The organism is Streptomyces sp. NPDC127177, assembly GCF_042672475.1.
Lineage (GTDB): Bacteria > Actinomycetota > Actinomycetes > Streptomycetales > Streptomycetaceae > Streptomyces.
The window spans coordinates 53,686-70,725 of the sequence record NZ_JBHXUW010000032.1 but is presented as its reverse complement, the minus strand read 5'-3'; the positions used below and the strand labels follow the sequence as shown (position 1 = coordinate 70,725).

Genomic DNA, 17,040 nt, shown 5'->3' with positions numbered 1-17,040 from the left:
CCGTCAGATCAGAGGCCGTCGGCCTCTGAGGGGAAGGAGCCCGACGAATGGATGCCGCCTTCACCGCGGAACAGGACGAGATCCGCCGCACCGTGCGCGAACTGCTGGCAGGACCGGGGCGCCCCGGCCGCGACGGGAGTGCCGGGGGGCCACCGGACGACCCCGGCGGCGCCGTGGACGCGCGGGGTGGCCACGACGCCGCGCTCTGGCGCCGGCTCTGCCGGGACGTCGGGCTGCCCGGACTCGCCCTCCCGGAGGAGTACGGCGGCGCCGGCCGTGGCCCCGCCGACCTCGCCGTCGTCTGCGAGGAGACGGGCCGCGTACTGCTGCCGTCCCCGCTGCTCGCCACGGCCGTGCTCGCCGCACCCCTGATCCTCGCCCTCGGCACCGAGGAACAGCGCACCGCCCTGCTGCCCGCCGTCGCCGCGGGCGGGCTCACCGCGGCGCTGGCCGTGCCCGGCGGCTCGCTCCCCACCGCCCTCGGCCTCACCGGCGACCTGACGGGGGGCAACTGGGCGGGCGGCGGCAGGGCGGGCGGCGTACAGGCCCGGCAGACCGGTGACGGCGGGGAGTGGCGGCTGTACGGGGAGGCCGCCCAGGTGCTGGACGGGCACAGCGCCGGACTGCTCCTGGTCGCCGCGCACGCGGGCGGGTTCCCGCGCAGCCGCACCCTGCTGTTCCTGGTCCGGACTGACGGGGCGTCCGCGCCCGCGGGGCTCGTCCGCACCCGGCAGGCCTCCCCGGACGGGACCCGGCCGCTCGCCCGGATCCAGCTCCGTGACACCGAGGCCGAACTCCTCGGCGCCGACGACACCGTGGACGCGACGGCGGCCCTCGCCACGGCCGGCCGCACAGCGGCGGCGGTACTGGCCGCCGAGGCGGTGGGGGCGGCGGCGGGCGCGCTGGAGCGGACGGCCGCCTGCCTCGGCGAGCGTGAGCGGTCCGGCCACGCTGCCGGGGCCTTCCAGACGGTGAAGCACCGCCTGGCGGATCTGTACGTACGGGTGCAGTCCGCCCGCTCCGCGGCGTACTACGCGGCCTGGGGCCGGGAGGCCGGGGGGCTCGCCCTCGCCCAGGCGCTGGAGGTCCTGCGGGTCACCACGGCCGAAGCCGTACAGCTGCACGGGGGCTACGGCCTCGGCCGGGAGCAGGGGGCGCATCCGTACGTCGACCGGGCCGCCGCCGGTGAAATGCTCCTCGGGCCCGTGCACCGCCTCCGCGACCACGCGGCCCAGCAGGCGGGACTCTTCGCGTCCGGCCCGCACGAGCCGGCAGCCGCCGGTCCGGGAGCGGCCGAACGGGTGGCGGTCTGATGGCGCCCGGCGTCCGCCTCGTCCAGAAGGTCTCATCGACCCGCGCCTTCGCACGGATCGCGCCCCATCTCGTACCGGCCATGGACCGCACCGTCCACCGGCTCACCCGCGGCCGGGTGCTGCTCAGCGCGCAGATGCTGCCCGGGGTCGTCCTGACGGTGCCGGGGGCCCGCAGCGGACTGCTCAGGACCACCCCACTGGCCTGCATGCCGGAGGGTGGCGACAGCGGCGGGGGCGGCTGGATTCTGGTCGGCAGCAACTTCGGCCGTCCGGGGCACCCCGCCTGGACGGGGAACCTGCTGGCGCACCCGGAGGAGGCCGTCATCAACTGGAAGGGCCGCGACATTCCCGTACGGGCAGGGCTGCTGGAGGGCGCCGAACGGGCGGCCGTGTGGGAGGCGGCGCTGAGGTTCTGGCCGCCGTACGCGGCGTACCAGGCGCGGATCGACCGCGAGATCCGGCTGTTCCGGCTGGAGCGGCGCGACGCCACGGATTGAGTGCGGGCGGGCGCACGGAAGTGTCCGGGTACGCCGACGGCGGACCACCTGCGTGGTCCGCCGTCGGCGAGACAGGACCTGGGGCACCCGGGATCACCGCGCGTCACCCAGTACGGGGGAATCCGGCGCGGGCGCTACTTCGTCGGCTTCTTGCCGGTGATGCCCAGGTGCACCAACAGCGCGAGGTTCGGCCGGAGTTCGGCCTGCTTCACGCCCCAGGTGGTGAAGCCCTTCTGGTGCGAGGCGACCGCGGCCAGCATCGCCACCAGGGAGCCTGCCATCGCCGCCGGGCTGACGTCCTTGTCCACCTTGCCCTTGGCCTGGAGCTCCTTCACCGAATCCGTAAGGGAGTTGGTGACGGAGTTGAGGATCTTCATACGGATCTTGTAGAACCGCTTGTCGCCCTCGGCCGCGCCGAGGTCGATCACACGCAGGATCGCGTCGTTGCGCCGCCAGAAGTCGAGGAACCCCTCGACGAGTTCTTCGGCGGTCTGCCAGCCCGACTTGCCGACCCAGGAGCGTCCGGCGACCAGTTCGGTCAGTCCGGCGCCTTCCTTGGCCATTTCTTCGGCGATTTCGAGGACGGCGCCCTCGACGTCGGGGAAGTACTGATAGAAGGTCGCGGGTGAAGTCCCCGCCTTCCGGGCGACGTCGATGACTTTGACGTCCCGGTACGGCGAGGAGCTGAGCATCTCGCTGAGGCAGTCGAGCAGCTTCTGCCGCGTCGCCTGTCCGCGTCGGCCGGCCACGCGGCCGTCGACGGTGCGTACTTGTCCTGTCATGCCGTCAGCTTACCGACGGGTGATCGGAGCGCGATTCGGCCGACTGCAAATGGGGAGTGCCGCAGACGTGGTGGGGGGAGTGCGGGGGTTTCCGGTGAAGTGCCCGGTGGGTCCGTACGGGGTTGCCCACAGTCTGACTAGTGTTATCAACAGCCTGTGGATAACTTCCGTGGATAACTTTCCGTAACGATGACGCCCGGAGACCTTGGTGCCGAACGTGTGTTCGAGTCGAAGTGGTTGGGGCGCGCGGGCCGGGCCCCGCCGCTACGTTGGGTGTGACGAGCGTCACCACTGACGACGTCCACGCTACGGAAGGACCCGGGCCCATGGCCGCATTCGCGCAGTCCGCGCCGTGCTGGGTGGATGTGCAGCTCTCCGACCTGGAGGCGGGAAAGCGCTTCTACGGTGAGCTCTTCGGCTGGACCTTCCGGGCCGGCGACGGACCCTACGTCGACGCCCTCGGCGGCGGGGCCCTGGTGGCCGCGCTCGCCGCCAAGCAGGACGGACGGATGCCGACCGCCTGGGGCGTCTACTTCGCCACCGACGACATCACCGCGTCCGTCGCCCGGATCCGGGAGGCGGGCGGCCAGGTGATCACCGAACCGGTCCGGGCCGGCCGTTCCGGGGTGCTCGCCCAGGCCGCCGACCCCGGCGGCGCCGTCTTCGGGCTCTGGCAGGCGGGTGAGCGCAAGGGCTTCCAGAAGCAGAACGAGCCGGGCTCCTTCTGCTGGACCGAGGTCTACACACGGCAGAAGGAGCGCGTCGACCCCTTCTACGAGCAGGTCTTCGGCTTCCGCTCGGTCGATCCGGACGAGGACGGCTCCCGCTCCCCGGGGACGGACGAGGCCGGTGTCGACTTCCGTATGTGGTCGCCCGCCGGTACGGAACCCGGCCCGGACACGGCGGTCGGCGGGCGCAGCGTCATCACGGACGCCTTCCCTGCCGAGATGCCCAGCTACTTCCTCAACTATTTCGCCGTCGCCGACTGCGACGAGTCGGCCGGCACCACCGTCCGGCTCGGCGGCCGGGTCTCCGCACCGCCCTTCGACATCCCCTACGGGCGGATGGCGGTCCTCCAGGACAACCAGGGAGCCGTGTTCGCCGTACTTCAGCCACCGGTGTCCTGATTCGGCCCGGAGTGAGCCATGACACCCGGATCTGCCCCCGGGTTCGCAACCGGGGCCTCGGCCAGGAACAATCAGGGTGCGCACCGCCGGGTGGTGCCCAGGGGTGAGACGCTGCACAGGGCGGGTTTTTCGCGGGCCTCTGTCGACTGAGGTCCGTACGGGGAGGTGGCAGGCAAGTGGTGGAGCAGCTGACGCAGCACGACCCGAGGCGGATCGGCCCGTTCGAGGTGCTGGGACGGCTCGGGGCCGGCGGCATGGGGCTGGTCTATCTGGCCCGCTCGGCGTCGGGCCGGCGGGTGGCGATCAAGACGGTACGCACGGAACTGGCCGAGGATCAGCTGTTCCGGGTCCGCTTCACGCGTGAGGTGGAGGCGGCCCGGGCGGTCAGCGGTTTCTACACGGCCGCTGTGGTCGACGCCGATCCGCGCGCCGCCGTGCCCTGGCTCGCCACCGCCTACGTGCCCGCGCCCTCGCTCGAGGAAATAGTGAATGAGTGCGGGCCGATGCCGACCCAGGCGGTGCGCTGGCTGGCCGCGGGCATCGCCGAGGCCCTCCAGTCCATCCACGGTGCGAAGCTCGTCCACCGCGACATGAAGCCGTCGAACGTGCTCGTCGTCGAGGACGGTCCGCGGGTGATCGACTTCGGGATCGCATCCGGGGTCTCCAACACCCGGCTCACCATGACGAACGTCGCCGTGGGCACGCCCGCGTACATGTCGCCCGAGCAGGCGCGGGACTCGCGCAGCGTCACGGGCGCCAGCGACATCTTCTCGCTCGGCTCGACGCTCGTCTTCGCCGCGACCGGTCATGCGCCGTTCCACGGAGCGAACCCGGTCGAGACGGTCTTCATGCTGCTGCGCGAGGGGCCCGACGTCTCCGGTCTGCCGGACGATCTGCGGCCGCTGATCGAGTCCTGCATGCAGATGGACGCCTCGCGCCGGCCCACCCCGGCCGAGCTGCAGTCCCAGCTCGCTCCGCACCTCTTCGCCTCCGGCGGTGACGACAGCGGTACGGCTTCGGCCTGGCTGCCGACCGCCGCCACCGAGATGATCGAGCAGCGCCGCGGCGGCGGACGCGCGGTCGCGCCCGCGCCGGTGCCTGCCCCCGCGCCCGCCCCCGTTCCGCCGCCGCCGGCCGATCCGCCGGGCGGCGACCGGGACACCGGCTGGCGCAGCGGCGCGGACCTGCGCGCGCAGGCGGCCCCGCCTGTTCCGCCCGTCCCGCCCGGCCCGGCAGCGGGCGCGGAGGCGCCCGACGCGGGCGGCCCTGTGCGGCTCTCCGGTGCGCAGGTGCCGATCGGTCCCGGTCCGCGCGCCCAGCGGGCACACGCCGCGGCGGCCACCGCCGAGGCCGCCCCGGCGACCGGCTGGGTGCGCCCGCCCGCCGGGGTGAACGGCGCGGCCACGGCACCGCCCGCCCCCGTGCCCGCTCCGGCGCACGCGCCCGACAGCGCGCCCTCCGGTCCGGAACGCTGGCGGCCCTGGCGGTTCCGGATGTCGAACGACGTGTGGGGTACGCCGGTCGTCGTCGGTGACCTGCTGTACGTCACCTCCTTCGAGGTACACGCGCTGGACACCGGCAACGGGCGGCGCCAGTTCAAGACCCGTGACGTCGCCTGGGCGATGGCCGTGGACGGCAACCGCATCCACGCCTCGGACGGCCCCTCGCTCTACGCCCTGGACGCGGTCACCGGTGCCGAGCGGTGGCGGCTCCAGAGCGATGCGTGGGTGTACTCGCTCAAGGCCGACCGCGGCACGGTCGTCACCGGGACCCGGGGCGGTGGCGTCCAGGCGTGGGAGGCGTCCACCGGGGAGAAGCTCTGGGAGACCACCGGCGCGCAGACGGACTTCGAGACGGCGGAGGCGGGGCCCGCGATCCACGACGGCACGGTCTACCTCTGGCAGGACGCCAGACTGCGGGCCGTCGACGCCCGCACGGGCGTCGAGCGCTGGTCGTACCCGGTCGGCGACGCGGCCTCCTGCGGCGGGGTGCCGGTCCGGGTGACCCCGGCGCCGGACGGCTACGCGTACGTCTGCGCCGGCACCCGGGTCCTCGCGCTGGACATCGCCTCCGGGCGGGTGCGCTGGCACTTCGAGTCGCCGGCGGTCTTCCTCTCGCCGCCCGCGTTCGCGCCGGGGCCGGCGGTCACCGGCGGCGGGGTCTACCTCGCGGACTACCTCGGCACGGTCTACGCCCTGGACGCCTCGACCGGCAAGGACCGGTGGCGCATCGCCACGGAGTCCCGGCAGTCGGTCGAACCGGTGCTGGTGGCCACGGGGAACGTGCACGTCGGCAGCGGCAGCGCGCTGTACACGCTGGACGCGGTGACCGGCACCCCGAAGTGGCGCTTCGCCGCGGGCGGTGACGTGGTGGGAGCGCCCGTCGTCGCCGACGGCCGGGTCCACTTCGGCTCCGCGGACCATGTGCTCTACACGCTGGACGCGGCGGGGGGCCAGCTCCGCTGGAAGCTTGCCACGGGTGGCGAGATCACGGGGTCGCCGGTGGCGCGGGGCGGGGTGGTGTACGCGTGCAGCAAGGACCGCTGCGTGTACGCCTTGGACGCCCGGAAGGGGACCGGCACCGGCAACCGCCCCCGCCCGTAGCGGCCCCGGTGCCGTTCACGTCGGCCCGTGCGGCGTTCGAGGACGGCACCGTTGAGGTGGTGACGGTGAGCGGTGAGCGGTGAGCGGTGAGGACGGGGCGCGGGTTGCGTCCGGCCGACCGCTCCGTCCTCAATCGCCGGACGGGCTGGAAGGGCCGGACGGGCTGGAAGGGCCGGACGGGTTGGAAGGGCCGGACGGGCTGGAAGGGCCGTAAGGGCCGGAGGGGCCGTAAGGGCTCTGGCGGTCCGGCGGGCTCTGGTGGTCCGGCGGGCTCTGGTGGTCCGGTGGGGTTGAAGCGGCGGGGCCCACGTAGGGGTCCGGTTCCGGCTCGGGCCAGGGGCTCGTCTGCACCGACGGCCCCGGCTCCCGAGTGGGCGGCCAGGTGTCGGGATCCCCTGCCCCCGGCACCCCGTACGGCTCCCCACGCCGCCCCGCACGGCTCTGCACCGTACGGCTCCGCGCCCGCCCCGACATGAGCGCCGCCCCCAGCAGAAGCAGCACCCCGCCGCCGACCGCACCCGCGACCCCCTGCTGGAGCCCGGAGCCGCCGCCGTCGACCGTCAGGCTCCCCGCCGCCTGGCCCTGGCGGACCATCCACAGCACCGCGAATCCGAGCACCACCACACCTGCGAACGCGACCAGCAGCCGGGACCGCAGCACCACGCCGACGACCGTCACGACCGCGGCGAAGAGAAAGGGCAGCCAGATGGAGCCGAACAGGCCGGGATGAGCCCCCGTGACACCGGCCCCCGTGAAGAGGTCGCCGATCCGGTAATGCCGCCCGAGGCGGCCGTCGTACCAGTCACGGAAGGGGCTCAGCACGGCGGCCGCCGCTCCTGCGAGAGCGACGATCGAGCCGAGGACGTTACGGATCATCTCCGCCTCCTGCGGGCGCGTGCGACGCGTCACCGGCCGGTGACACGGACCAGCACCGCTCTCGATTCGACGCTACGCCGGGGGCACGGGCCCCGCCACCAGACGGCGGGCCGCGGATGATGACGAGATCGTGACAGGGTCATGACCGATCTACGGTCGGTACCGGCCATGCTGTGCGCTACGGTGTCGCGCGGCCGACCGGCGGCGGCACGCACACATACGAAATCAGGGGGGCGGCATCGATGATGCGGCAGCACGTGAAACTGACAGCGGTCCTGGCGGTGGTGGTACTCGCGCTCACCGGCTTCTCCAGCTCCACCCACGGCCACGGCAGCAAGAGCCGCAAGTCCAGCAGTAGCAGCAGTGGCGGCGGGTGCTCCAACTCCAAGAAGAGCAACGGCACCTACCACCGCTCCAGCGGCAGCTACGGATCGTCCGGCAGGACGTCCAGCGGCTCCACCTCCGGCACCTCGACCTCGACCCCGAGCGCCACGGCCACCAGCGCCCCCCGGGCATACGTCTTCCGCTGCGCGCAGCCCGCGAAGGGCGCGAGCAAGGCCGTCACCACCTCGACGGTTCGGCTCACCGCGAGCGCGTCCGGCAGCCACACGTACCGGGTGGACGTGAACTTCCTCGACTCGGTGGGCACGACCATCGACACCGGTGAGGCGACCGTGCAGGCGAACGGCGGCCAGACGAAGACCGTCTCCGTCCGGATGGACACGCCGAGCCAGGTCTCCCGGGTGGAGAAGTGCTCGGTCACCGCCGAGCTCAGCTACTGACGGACGACGACGCCCCGGCATCCAACGCCCCGGCGCTCACCGCAACCGGAACCCGGCACCACCACCGGCCCCCCTGCCCCGCTCCTCGAACAGCTCCGCCTGCCGCTCCGGCGCCAGGTTGCCGAGCCCGATCAGGTGCGGGGCATGGGCCAGGGCCTGCGCCCTCGCCGCCTCCTTCGCGGACCAGACCGCCCGTACGGTGCCCTGCACCGCCCCGGTCGGGTACGAGGCGATGACGGTCGCCGCCCGCAGCGCCGCCGGAACCGCGCCACCGGCCGGGGTGACCTCGCTGACCAGCCCGGTCTCGTACGCCCGCCGGGCCGTGACCCGCTCGGCCGTCCCCATCAGGGACATCCGGGCCACCTCACCGAACGGCATCCGCTGCGCCATCGAGATCGCCTCGTACGCGCTGACCATGCCGTATGTGGTGTGCGGGTCGAAGAACGTGGCCTCCTCGGACGCGATGACGAACTCCGCCTCGCCCAGCAGGTAGAACGCCCCGCCGCAGGCCATCCCCTCCACCGCCGCGATCACCGGTTTCCACAGGTCGTTCGCCTTCGGACCGATCGCGATCAGTGGATCGTCGATCGTGTACGGGGAGGGCGGCTGCGGGACCTCCGCACCCCGGTCGATCCCGGTGCAGAAGGCCCGGCCGCCCGCCCCCGTCACGACGACGGCCCGCACCTGCTCGTCGTACCGGAACGCCCTCCAGGCGGCGGTCAGTTCGGCGGCCGTCGCGAGGTCGATCGCGTTGTGCCGCTCCGGCCGGTCCAGGGTGAGCAGCGCGACCCCGGTCTCCCTGTCCCGCTCCGTGCGCAGCGCCATCGCCCTCACCGCTCCAGCAGCCAGCGGACCAGGGTCACTTCGGGGGAGACGGGGCAGAAGACCGCCTTCACCGCCGCGCCGATCCGCAGCCGTCCCGGGTCCACCGAGTTCAGCGGTGCGTCCGGCCCGCTCACCACATTGCCGACGAGCCGGATCTCCGGGGCGTCGGCCAGTTCGACGACCACGGCGTTGTACGGGGCCTGGGCCGCGTACGCGGGCAGCAGCGGCGGATGCGGCAGCACGTACGACCAGATGCGGCCGCGCCCGCTCATCACCCGCCACTCGCTCTCGAAGGACTGGCAGTGCGGGCAGCACGGCCGGGGCGGGAAGCGCAGACGTCCGCAGTCCGGGGCGGCGCACGCCTGGACGCGCAGTTCGCCGAGGGCCGCGTACTCCCAGAAGGGTGCGCCGTCCTCGTCCACGACGGGCAGCAGCGGGGAATCCATGGTGCTCAACTCCTCAGCAGTACGGCGGACGTGGGTACGCCCTCACCGGCGGTGACCAGGCAGGTGGATGCGTCCGGGACCTGGGCGGTGGAGGTGCCGCGCAGCTGCTTCACACCCTCGTTGATGAGGTTGAAGCCGTGCACGTACCCCTCGCTGAGCCCGCCGCCGCCGGTGTTGAGCGGCAGCCGCCCGCCGCTCTCCAGCGCACCGCCCTCGGTGAACGCGGCGCCCTCGCCGCGACCGCAGAATCCGTATCCCTCCAGGGAGAGCGGGATGAGCGGGGTGAACGCGTCGTAGATCTGGGCAACATCGACATCGTCCGGCCCGAAGTCGGCCTGTTTCCACAGCTGTCGGGCGGCCGCCCAGGCGGGTCCGGTGAGCGGGTCGTCGTTCCAGTAGTTGACCATCCCGTGGTGCTGGGCGGGCAGCCCCTGGGCGACCGAGTGGAGGTAGACCGGCTTCTGCCGGCAGTCGCGGGCGCGCTCGGCGGAGACGATGACGCAGGCCAGCGCCCCGTCCGTCTCCAGGCAGTTGTCGAAGAGACAGAGCGGCTCGCTGATCCAGCGCGAGGTCATATACATGTCGCGGGTCAGCGGGCGCTCGTACATCACCGCGTCGGGGTTCTGGTTGGCCCGGTTGCGGCAGGCCAGCGCCACGTTGAAGAGATGGTCCCGGGTCGCCCCGTACTCGTGCATGTACCGCCGTGCCAGCATGCCGATCTCGTCGGCGGGCCGCAGCAGCCCGTACGGCCGGGTCCACTGGGCGGGTGTGGGCAGCTGCACGGCGGTGTTCTTCCAGGGGCGCGGCCCGGAGCCCCGCTTCCGCGACCGCCAGGCGACCCCGACACCCGCCTGCCCGGTCGCGACGGCGGCAGCAAGGTGCGCAAGGGTCGCGCAGGAACCACCGCCCCCGTACCCCACCTTGCTGAAGAAGGTGACATCGCCGGCCCCGATGGCCTTGGCGACCTCGACCTCGTCCGTCTCCTCCATGGTGTACGAGGCGAACGCGTCCACCTCCGACGCGGCGATCCCCGCGTCGTCGAGCGCCGCGACGATGGCCCGGCAGGCCAGGGTCTTCTCCGAATCGGGCAGATGCTTCGCGAACCGCGTCTGCCCTATCCCGGCTATCGCCGCCTTGTCCTTGAGCGTCGCCACCGCCACCTCCGAAGCCGTCGTGACTGCTGACAGCGGCAGAGGCTACAGCTAATCTGACGGATAGTCAGCTACTGCGGTTCCACTGCGGTTCCGTTCGACGGGAGGGCAAGAGATGCGCGGCGACGAGGAATGGTCCACCGTCCCGAACCTGGTACGGGAGGCGGCGCGGCGGTACGGGGACCGGGAGGCAGTCGTCGAGGGCCGCACCAGGATCACGTACACGGAACTCGGCGAACGCGTGGAGCGGGCGGCCGCCGCGTGCATGGCCTCGGGGGTGGAACCGGGGGACCGGGTGGCGGTCTGGGCGCCCAACACCCTGGACTGGATCGTCTCCGCGCTGGGCGCGGTGACGGCCGGCGCGGTACTCGTCCCGCTCAACACCCGCTTCAAGGGCGCGGAGGCGGCGTACGTCCTGGAGCAGTGCCGCGCCAGGCTGCTCTTCGTCACGGGCACCTTCCTCGGCACGTCGTACGTGGCCTCCCTGCGCCGATCCGCGGCCGAACTGCCGCACCTGGAGAAGGTGGTGGTCCTCGCGGACACGGCCCCCGAGGACTACGTGACGTGGAAGGACTTCCTGGCGGCGGGCGAGCGGGTGCCGGCTGCGGCGGTCCGCGCCCGGGCCGATGCCATCGCCCCGTCCGCGCCCTCCGACATCATCTACACCTCCGGTACCACGGGCCGCCCCAAGGGTGCCGTCATCAGCCACTCCCAGACGCTGCGCTGCTACGAGATCTGGAGCGAGCTGGCCGGTCTGCGGGAGGGTGACCGCTACCTGATCGTGAACCCCTTCTTCCACACCTTCGGCTACAAGGCGGGCGTCATCGCCTGCCTGATGCGGGGCGCGACGATGATCCCGCAGCCGGTCTTCGGCGTGGACACCGTCCTCGCGAACATCGCCGCCGAACGCATCTCGGTCCTGCCGGGCCCGCCCACCCTCCACCAGTCGATCCTGGACCACCCGGCCAGGTCCGCCCACGACCTCTCGGCCCTGCGCCTGGTGGTGACGGGCGCCGCGGTCGTCCCCCTCCAGCTGGTGAACCGCCTGCGCACGGAACTCGGCATCGCCACGGTCCTCACCGCGTACGGCCTCTCCGAGGCGAGCGGCATCGTCACGATGTGCCGCCGCGGCGACCCGGCGGAGGTGATCGCCGCCACCTCGGGCCGGGCGATCCCCGGCACCGAACTCCGCGTCCTGGCCGCCCCTGGCCGGCCGGGCGAGATCCTGGTCCGCGGATTCAACGTGATGCGGGGCTACTTCGAGGACCCGGAGACCACGGCCACCACGATCACCGCCGACGGCTGGCTGCACACCGGCGACGTGGGCGTGCTCGACGCGGACGGCAGCCTGCGCATCACCGACCGGATCAAGGACATGTTCATCGTCGGCGGCTTCAACGCCTACCCCGCGGAGATAGAGCAGCTACTCGGCCTGCACCCGGACGTGGCGGACGTCGCGGTCATCGGCGTCCCCGACCCACGCCTCGGCGAGGTCGGCAAGGCGTACGCGGTCCGCAGGCCGGGCGCGACGGTGACGGCCGACGACCTGATCGCCTGGTCGCGGCGGGAGATGGCGAACTACAAGGTGCCGAGGGCGGTGGAGTTCGTGACGGAACTCCCGCGCAACGCGAGCGGCAAGGTGGTGAAGGGAGAGCTGCGGGGACGTTGACGTGCCCGGCCCGCCCCTTCGGGTGCGGGGAGCAGGGATACGCGAGCGGGGGCCGGGCAGGGTGGCCCGGCCCCGCCCCCGCCCCCGGACATGCGGCGGCCGCGACGGCTCCCCCTCCGCGCCGCCGCGGCCGTTCCCCCGTGCGGTTTGGTCTACTTGGCCGGCTTGAACGGCTCGGACGTGGCGTGCTGGTCCAGAGTGGTGACCTCTTCGCCCGTCGCGTGCTGGTCCTGCGTCGTCACCGGGGTCTCCGGCTCGCCGGTGGCGTGCTGGTCAGCCGGCTTGGTGATCGGGTCCTGCTTCTTGGCGTCGGCCATGATCGTCAACTCTCTTCTCTGGGTGCCACTGCGAACTGGGCTGACGAGGCCCGTCCGGCTGTTCCCCCGTGGACTGCCGGACGGGCCTCTCGGGCCGCGCTCACATTAATGGTGCGGCCGATGTCGCCCCCGTCTGCCCCCCGACGCGACGGATCGACAGGAACGACAATGGCGGCCCGTGATAAACGAACGATGAACGTGCCGAAATCAGGCAGCCGAAGCGGGAACCAGCAGGGCCCTGACGTCCTGGGCCTCGGGAGAGTCCAGCTCCTCGTAGATGCCGAGGGCCTCACGCCAGCAGACCTGAGCGCGCCCGGTCTGCCCGATTCCGGCGAGCGCCCTTCCCAGCGCGGTCAGTACGTTTCCTCGCCGCCACTCGCCACCGATGCCGCGAAGGACCGTGAGCGCCAGCTCGGAGTACTGGGCGGCCTGGGCGAAGTTCCCGGCCGCTATGTCGACTTCTGCCAGGCGGAACAGGGTCATGCCCTCCCACAGCCGCTGCCTGCTGTCCCGGAACACGTCCAGGGCCTCGTTCAACTGCTCGGTGGCGGTGGTGAGCTTCCTGCTCTGTGTCAGGGCGAGCCCCAGGGCGTAGCGGCCGTTCGCCCCCCGCAGGGCGTGGCCCAGCGAATCGTAGATGTCGATGCCCGACCGGGCGAGGGTGACCGCGCTCGCCGTCCGCCCGGTGGCGAGATGGATGCGCGAGAGGTTGCACAGGGCGCTGGCCTCACCCGGGCGGTTCCCGTCGCTCCTGAACGCCTCGATGGCCTGCGTCAGGAACGCCTCGCCGTCGGCGTGGCGGTTCTGGTAGAGGGCGATGATGCCCCGGGCGTTGGCGGCCCAGCAGACGGGCAGCAGGTCCTGAACGGTGTCCGCCAGCCGCATCGCTTCCTGCGCCTCACGGTCGGCAGGGGTGAAGCGTCCCGCCAACTGGTGCACATTGGCGAGGGACATGACCGCCCGGCCCTCGGTCCGGGGATCGGCGCAGTCCCGCGACGCCTCCCGCACCGTGAGTGCGGCGGCCTCGTACTGCTTGGAGTTCGCACCTGATTCGCCCAGGTCGAGGGCGGCGTAGAGCAGGTCGACGGCCCGGCGCAACGTGGCGGGGTGGGACGCCTGGCAGACGCAGGCCAGCAGGTTGGTCGCTTCGGTGTAGAGCCAGTCCAGGGCCGCGTGCCTGTTCGCGAACGAGAGCCCCGCGCGCCCCGTGGGCTCCAGATGGTCCACCAGCCGGTCCCCCGGCCGCTCCAGCGCGTACACCCCCGCCGTGGTGGCCAGGTAGAAGTCCAGCAGCCGCGACAGCGCCGACTCCCGCTCCTGCGACGGCTGCTCGTCCCGTTCCGCGCACGAACGCGCGTAGAGGCGCACCAGGTCGTGGTAGCGGTAGCGGCCGGGGGCCGCCGACTCCAGGAGGGAGGTGTCGACCAGGGCCTCCAGGAGGTCCTCCGCCCTGTGGGGTTCCAGGTTCAGCAGGGCCGCCGCTGCCGCCAGGGAGATGTCGGGGCCGTCCGCGAGGCCCAGGAGGCGGAAGGCGCGGGCCTGGGCCGGTTCCAGCTGGCCGTAGCCGAGTTCGAAGGTGGCCTTCACCGCGAGGTCGCCCGCCTGGAGCTCGTCCAGCCGGCGGCGTTCGTCGGCGAGCTTGGCGGCCAGGACCGAGACCGTCCAGGTGCGGCGGGAGGCCAGCCGGGAGGCGGCGATGCGGATGGCGAGGGGGAGGAAGCCGCAGGCGGCGACGACGTCGAGGGCCGCCTTGCGCTCGGAGTTGATGCGTTCCTCGCCCACGATCCGGGTGAAGAGCTGGAGCGCCTCCTCGGGTGACATCACGTCCAGGTCGACCAGGTGCGCGCCCGCCAGGTCGACCATCCGGACCCGGCTGGTGACCAGCGCCGCGCAGCCCGCGGTGCCGGGGAGCAGCGGCCGGATCTGGGCCGTGTCGTGGGCGTTGTCCAGGAGGACCAGGATGCGGCGGCCGTCGAGCGTGGAGCGGTACAGCGCGGCCCGCTCGTCCAGGGAGTCGGGGATCGCCGAGTCCGGTGTGCCCAGGGCGCGCAGGAACGCGCCGAGCACCGTCTCGGGTTCGGCGGCGCGGGAGCCCGCGCCCTGGAGGTCGACGTACAGCTGGCCGTCCGGGAAGTGCTTGCGGGCCTGGTGTGCGACGTGCACCGCCAGGGTCGTCTTGCCGACGCCGCCGATGCCCGCCAGTGCGGAGACGGCCATGACGGAGCCCTCGGCGGTGGCGAGGCGGTCGCCCAGCTCACGGACGAAGGAGGAGCGGCCCGTGAAGTCGGGCACGGTCGCCGGGAGTTGAGCCGGACGCACCGGTGCCGAGGTCTGGACGGGTTCGTCGACCGGGCGGGCCAGCTCCGCGTCCGCCTGGAGGATGCGCTGCTGGAGCCTGGCCAGTTCGGGGCGCGGGTCCACGCCCAGTTCCTCGGCGAGCAGTCGACGGGTGTCGGCGTACACCGCGAGGGCCTCTGCCTGCCGGCCGCTGCGGTACAGGGCCACCATCAGGAGTTCGCGCAGCCGTTCGCGCAGCGGGTGCGCCGCGGTGAGCGCGGTCAGTTCGGAGACGGCCTCCGCGTGGCAGCCGACCTCCAGGTCCAGATCGAGACGGGTCTCGGTGAGCTGGAGGCGCCACTCCTCCAGCCGGGTGCGCTGGTTCTCGGCGTACGGTCCGGGGACCGAGGCCAGCGCCTCGCCGTCCCACAGGGCGAGCGCCTTGTTCAGCAGCACCCTGGCCCGGCAGCGGTCGCCCGCGGACCGGGCCTTCTCGGCGTCCGCGGACAGTTCCTCGGCCACGGTCACATCGAGCGTGTCCGGTCCGGTCCACATCGCGTAGCCGCCGGAGTCGCTCGCCAGGGTGTGCGGGCCCAGGATCTTGCGGAGCCGGGAGGCGTACGTGCGCACGGCGGCCAGCGCCTGCGAGGGCGGAGCGTCGCCCCAGATGGCGTCGATGAGTTCGCCCGCAGTGGCGGTGTGCCCGCCGCGCAGCAGAAGGGCCGCCAACAGGGCGCGCTGCTGCGGTGATCCGGTCGGCAGCGCCTCGTCGCCCCGCCGGGCCCGTACCGGGCCGAGCACGGAAAAGCGCAGGTCCGTGCCGTCCGCCGGCCGCCGCTCCGGAGCTCGCTGTTCCGGAACACGCACCCGTGGCCCGTCGTCACGGCCCATTGCCGCCTCCTGTCCTGCTCTCCGCGCACTGCCCAGTGCCGCTCCGCACATGTCGGGACACCGCCGAGGAGATCCGGATTGCTCCATACCGTTGGTATCGCCGTCAACAGTCTGCCTTGTGGAGGGCGGACGCGTCAGCAGTGGGTGACTGTCTGCACGAGCCCTCGACAACGATTGTGGAACGGAGCCGCGCACAGGTAGCTGACGGTTCGTCAGATCAGCGCTACCGTGGAACGCATGGAGACCTTCCCGAAGATCATCTCGGTGGACGACCACACGGTGGAGCCCCCTCATGTCTGGCGGGACCGGCTCCCGTCCAAGTACGCGGACTCCGGCCCGCGCATCGTCCGGGCGCCGCTCAAGGAAATGACTTTCATGGGTGGCAAGTTCGCGCCTGTGATGGGTGCGAAGGGTGACGAGGGCCCGGTCGGCGACTGGTGGGTGTACGAGGATCTGCACCGCCCGCTCACCCGGCTCGACACCTCCGTCGGCTACGACAGGGACGAGATCAAGCTCGAAGTCATCACCTACGAGCAGATGCGCCCCGGTTCGTTCTCGGTGCCCGACCGGCTCGCGGACATGGACGTCAACCACGTGCAGTCCGCGCTCTGTTTCCCCACCTTCCCCCGTTTCTGCGGCCAGACCTTCACCGAAGCGAAGGACCGCGAACTCGGACTGCTCGGGGTGCGTGCGTACAACGACTGGATGGTCGACGAGTGGTGCGGACCCGAGGCGCACGGCCGGCTCATCCCGCTCACCCTCGTCCCGCTCTGGGACGCGCGACTGGCCGCCGACGAGGTCAGGCGCAACGCCGCTCGTGGAGTGCGTGCGGTGGCGTTCTCCGAAATACCTCCACATCTCGGTCTCCCGTCGATTCATACGGACGAGTGGGATCCGTTCCTGCAGGCATGTGACGAGACGGGGACGGTGATCGCCATGCACATCGGTTCGTCCTCGAAGATGCCGTCCACATCGGCCGACGCCCCGCCCGCCGTCGGCTCCACCATCACCTTCGCCAACTGCTGCTTCTCGATGGTCGACTGGCTGATGAGCGGCAAGTTCGAGCGCTTCCCGAATCTGCGGATCATGTACGCGGAGGGTCAGATCGGCTGGATCCCGTACATCCTGGAACGCGCCGACGTGGTCTGGGAGGAGAACCGGGGCTGGGGCGGAGTCGCGGACAAGGTCCACCGCCCACCGTCGGAGCTGTTCACCGAGCACGTCTACGGCTGCTTCTTCGACGACGCCTTCGGGCTGAAGAACCTGGACGCGGTAGGTGTCGGGAACGTGCTGTACGAGACGGATTACCCGCACTCCGACTCGACCTGGCCCAAGTCCCGGGAGGTCGGCGAGGAGCAGATGGGACACCTGGCGGCGGACGTGGTGGACCGCATCGTGCGCGGCAACGCCATCGAACTGCTCGGGCTGACCCCGGACGGGCTGTGGGCCGGGCCCGGCACGGGGGCGTGAACCCTGCGGCGCCC

The 17,040-nt window shown here is 72.2% G+C and carries 14 protein-coding genes; 7 read left to right on the top strand and 7 right to left on the bottom strand.

Features of this window, described 5'->3' with window-relative positions:
• Positions 1 to 47: 47 nt before the first annotated feature.
• Together ACFVJX_RS20740 and ACFVJX_RS20735 are read left to right on the top strand one after the other, a co-directional pair.
• On the top strand, positions 48 to 1,313 hold the full coding sequence (locus ACFVJX_RS20740) for an acyl-CoA dehydrogenase family protein (protein ID WP_384125941.1): 1,266 nt from the start codon (positions 48 to 50) through the stop codon (positions 1,311 to 1,313).
• Positions 1,313 to 1,810 carry a nitroreductase/quinone reductase family protein gene (locus tag ACFVJX_RS20735; RefSeq protein ID WP_384125938.1) on the top strand — a complete coding sequence of 166 codons (498 nt, stop codon included), beginning with the start codon at positions 1,313 to 1,315 and terminating at the stop codon, positions 1,808 to 1,810. Before ACFVJX_RS20740 ends, ACFVJX_RS20735 begins: the two co-directional genes overlap by 1 nt.
• A 134-nt stretch (positions 1,811 to 1,944) precedes the next feature.
• Here ACFVJX_RS20735 and ACFVJX_RS20730 read toward each other — a convergent pair whose 3' ends face one another.
• Complete coding sequence (locus ACFVJX_RS20730; RefSeq protein ID WP_384130832.1) at positions 1,945 to 2,592, bottom strand: TetR family transcriptional regulator; 648 nt, start codon at positions 2,590 to 2,592, stop codon at positions 1,945 to 1,947.
• A 326-nt stretch (positions 2,593 to 2,918) separates the two neighbouring features.
• Here ACFVJX_RS20730 and ACFVJX_RS20725 point away from each other — a divergent pair, with 326 nt between their 5' ends.
• Together ACFVJX_RS20725 and ACFVJX_RS20720 are read left to right on the top strand one after the other, a co-directional pair.
• Positions 2,919 to 3,719, top strand: coding sequence for a VOC family protein (locus ACFVJX_RS20725; RefSeq protein WP_384130829.1), 801 nt, complete (start codon positions 2,919 to 2,921; stop codon positions 3,717 to 3,719).
• Positions 3,720 to 3,895: 176 nt separating this feature from the next.
• Positions 3,896 to 6,322 (top strand): serine/threonine-protein kinase, encoded by a 2,427-nt coding sequence (locus tag ACFVJX_RS20720; RefSeq protein ID WP_384130826.1) that lies wholly within the window; start codon positions 3,896 to 3,898, stop codon positions 6,320 to 6,322.
• A gap of 129 nt (positions 6,323 to 6,451) precedes the next feature.
• On the opposite strand, the gene ACFVJX_RS20715 is transcribed toward ACFVJX_RS20720, so the two are convergent.
• Positions 6,452 to 7,198: a hypothetical protein gene (locus tag ACFVJX_RS20715; RefSeq protein ID WP_384130823.1), complete on the bottom strand. Its 747-nt coding sequence runs from the start codon at positions 7,196 to 7,198 to the stop codon at positions 6,452 to 6,454.
• Positions 7,199 to 7,440: 242 nt separating this feature from the next.
• Between ACFVJX_RS20715 and ACFVJX_RS20710 the strand changes: the two genes are divergently transcribed.
• Positions 7,441 to 7,980, top strand: coding sequence for a hypothetical protein (locus tag ACFVJX_RS20710; RefSeq protein ID WP_384130820.1), 540 nt, complete (start codon positions 7,441 to 7,443; stop codon positions 7,978 to 7,980).
• Positions 7,981 to 8,016: 36 nt separating this feature from the next.
• Here the strand turns inward: ACFVJX_RS20710 and ACFVJX_RS20705 are convergent, their stop codons facing one another.
• Genes ACFVJX_RS20705 through ACFVJX_RS20695 form a run of 3 tightly spaced genes read right to left on the bottom strand, consistent with a single transcriptional unit; the run spans position 8,017 to position 10,405 of the window.
• Positions 8,017 to 8,805: an enoyl-CoA hydratase/isomerase family protein gene (locus tag ACFVJX_RS20705; protein ID WP_384130818.1), complete on the bottom strand. Its 789-nt coding sequence runs from the start codon at positions 8,803 to 8,805 to the stop codon at positions 8,017 to 8,019.
• A 5-nt stretch (positions 8,806 to 8,810) separates the two neighbouring features.
• A complete protein-coding gene (locus ACFVJX_RS20700; RefSeq protein WP_384130815.1) occupies positions 8,811 to 9,251 on the bottom strand; it encodes a Zn-ribbon domain-containing OB-fold protein in 441 nt (146 codons plus the stop codon).
• 5 nt (positions 9,252 to 9,256) lie between these two features.
• The gene (locus ACFVJX_RS20695; RefSeq protein ID WP_384130813.1) at positions 9,257 to 10,405 is read right to left on the bottom strand and encodes a lipid-transfer protein; all 1,149 of its coding nucleotides are present in this window, start codon (positions 10,403 to 10,405) and stop codon (positions 9,257 to 9,259) included.
• 112 nt (positions 10,406 to 10,517) lie between these two features.
• On the opposite strand from ACFVJX_RS20695, the gene ACFVJX_RS20690 reads away from it, so the two are divergent.
• Positions 10,518 to 12,071 carry a FadD3 family acyl-CoA ligase gene (locus ACFVJX_RS20690; protein WP_384130810.1) on the top strand — a complete coding sequence of 518 codons (1,554 nt, stop codon included), beginning with the start codon at positions 10,518 to 10,520 and terminating at the stop codon, positions 12,069 to 12,071.
• 152 nt (positions 12,072 to 12,223) lie between these two features.
• Here the strand turns inward: ACFVJX_RS20690 and ACFVJX_RS20685 are convergent, their stop codons facing one another.
• Together ACFVJX_RS20685 and ACFVJX_RS20680 are read right to left on the bottom strand one after the other, a co-directional pair.
• Entirely contained in the window at positions 12,224 to 12,388 is a 165-nt protein-coding gene (locus ACFVJX_RS20685) for a hypothetical protein (RefSeq protein ID WP_384130807.1), read from the bottom strand.
• A gap of 207 nt (positions 12,389 to 12,595) precedes the next feature.
• Complete coding sequence (locus tag ACFVJX_RS20680) at positions 12,596 to 15,556, bottom strand: BTAD domain-containing putative transcriptional regulator (RefSeq protein WP_384130804.1); 2,961 nt, start codon at positions 15,554 to 15,556, stop codon at positions 12,596 to 12,598.
• 237 nt (positions 15,557 to 15,793) lie between these two features.
• Here ACFVJX_RS20680 and ACFVJX_RS20675 point away from each other — a divergent pair, with 237 nt between their 5' ends.
• Entirely contained in the window at positions 15,794 to 17,026 is a 1,233-nt protein-coding gene (locus tag ACFVJX_RS20675; RefSeq protein WP_384130801.1) for an amidohydrolase family protein, read from the top strand.
• Positions 17,027 to 17,040 lie beyond the last annotated feature (14 nt).

What these genes read in the sequence shown, in the direction of transcription:
- ACFVJX_RS20740 (WP_384125941.1), top strand. Translation starts at nt 48, where the DNA reads ATGGATGCCGCCTTCACCGCGGAACAGGACGAGATCCGCCGCACCGTG.
- ACFVJX_RS20735 (WP_384125938.1), top strand. Translation starts at nt 1,313, where the DNA reads ATGGCGCCCGGCGTCCGCCTCGTCCAGAAGGTCTCATCGACCCGCGCC.
- ACFVJX_RS20730 (WP_384130832.1), bottom strand. Translation starts at nt 2,592, where the DNA reads ATGACAGGACAAGTACGCACCGTCGACGGCCGCGTGGCCGGCCGACGC.
- ACFVJX_RS20725 (WP_384130829.1), top strand. Translation starts at nt 2,919, where the DNA reads ATGGCCGCATTCGCGCAGTCCGCGCCGTGCTGGGTGGATGTGCAGCTC.
- ACFVJX_RS20715 (WP_384130823.1), bottom strand. Translation starts at nt 7,198, where the DNA reads ATGATCCGTAACGTCCTCGGCTCGATCGTCGCTCTCGCAGGAGCGGCG.
- ACFVJX_RS20710 (WP_384130820.1), top strand. Translation starts at nt 7,441, where the DNA reads ATGATGCGGCAGCACGTGAAACTGACAGCGGTCCTGGCGGTGGTGGTA.
- ACFVJX_RS20705 (WP_384130818.1), bottom strand. Translation starts at nt 8,805, where the DNA reads ATGGCGCTGCGCACGGAGCGGGACAGGGAGACCGGGGTCGCGCTGCTC.
- ACFVJX_RS20700 (WP_384130815.1), bottom strand. Translation starts at nt 9,251, where the DNA reads ATGGATTCCCCGCTGCTGCCCGTCGTGGACGAGGACGGCGCACCCTTC.
- ACFVJX_RS20690 (WP_384130810.1), top strand. Translation starts at nt 10,518, where the DNA reads ATGCGCGGCGACGAGGAATGGTCCACCGTCCCGAACCTGGTACGGGAG.
- ACFVJX_RS20685 (WP_384130807.1), bottom strand. Translation starts at nt 12,388, where the DNA reads ATGGCCGACGCCAAGAAGCAGGACCCGATCACCAAGCCGGCTGACCAG.
- ACFVJX_RS20680 (WP_384130804.1), bottom strand. Translation starts at nt 15,556, where the DNA reads ATGGGCCGTGACGACGGGCCACGGGTGCGTGTTCCGGAACAGCGAGCT.
- ACFVJX_RS20675 (WP_384130801.1), top strand. Translation starts at nt 15,794, where the DNA reads ATGGAGACCTTCCCGAAGATCATCTCGGTGGACGACCACACGGTGGAG.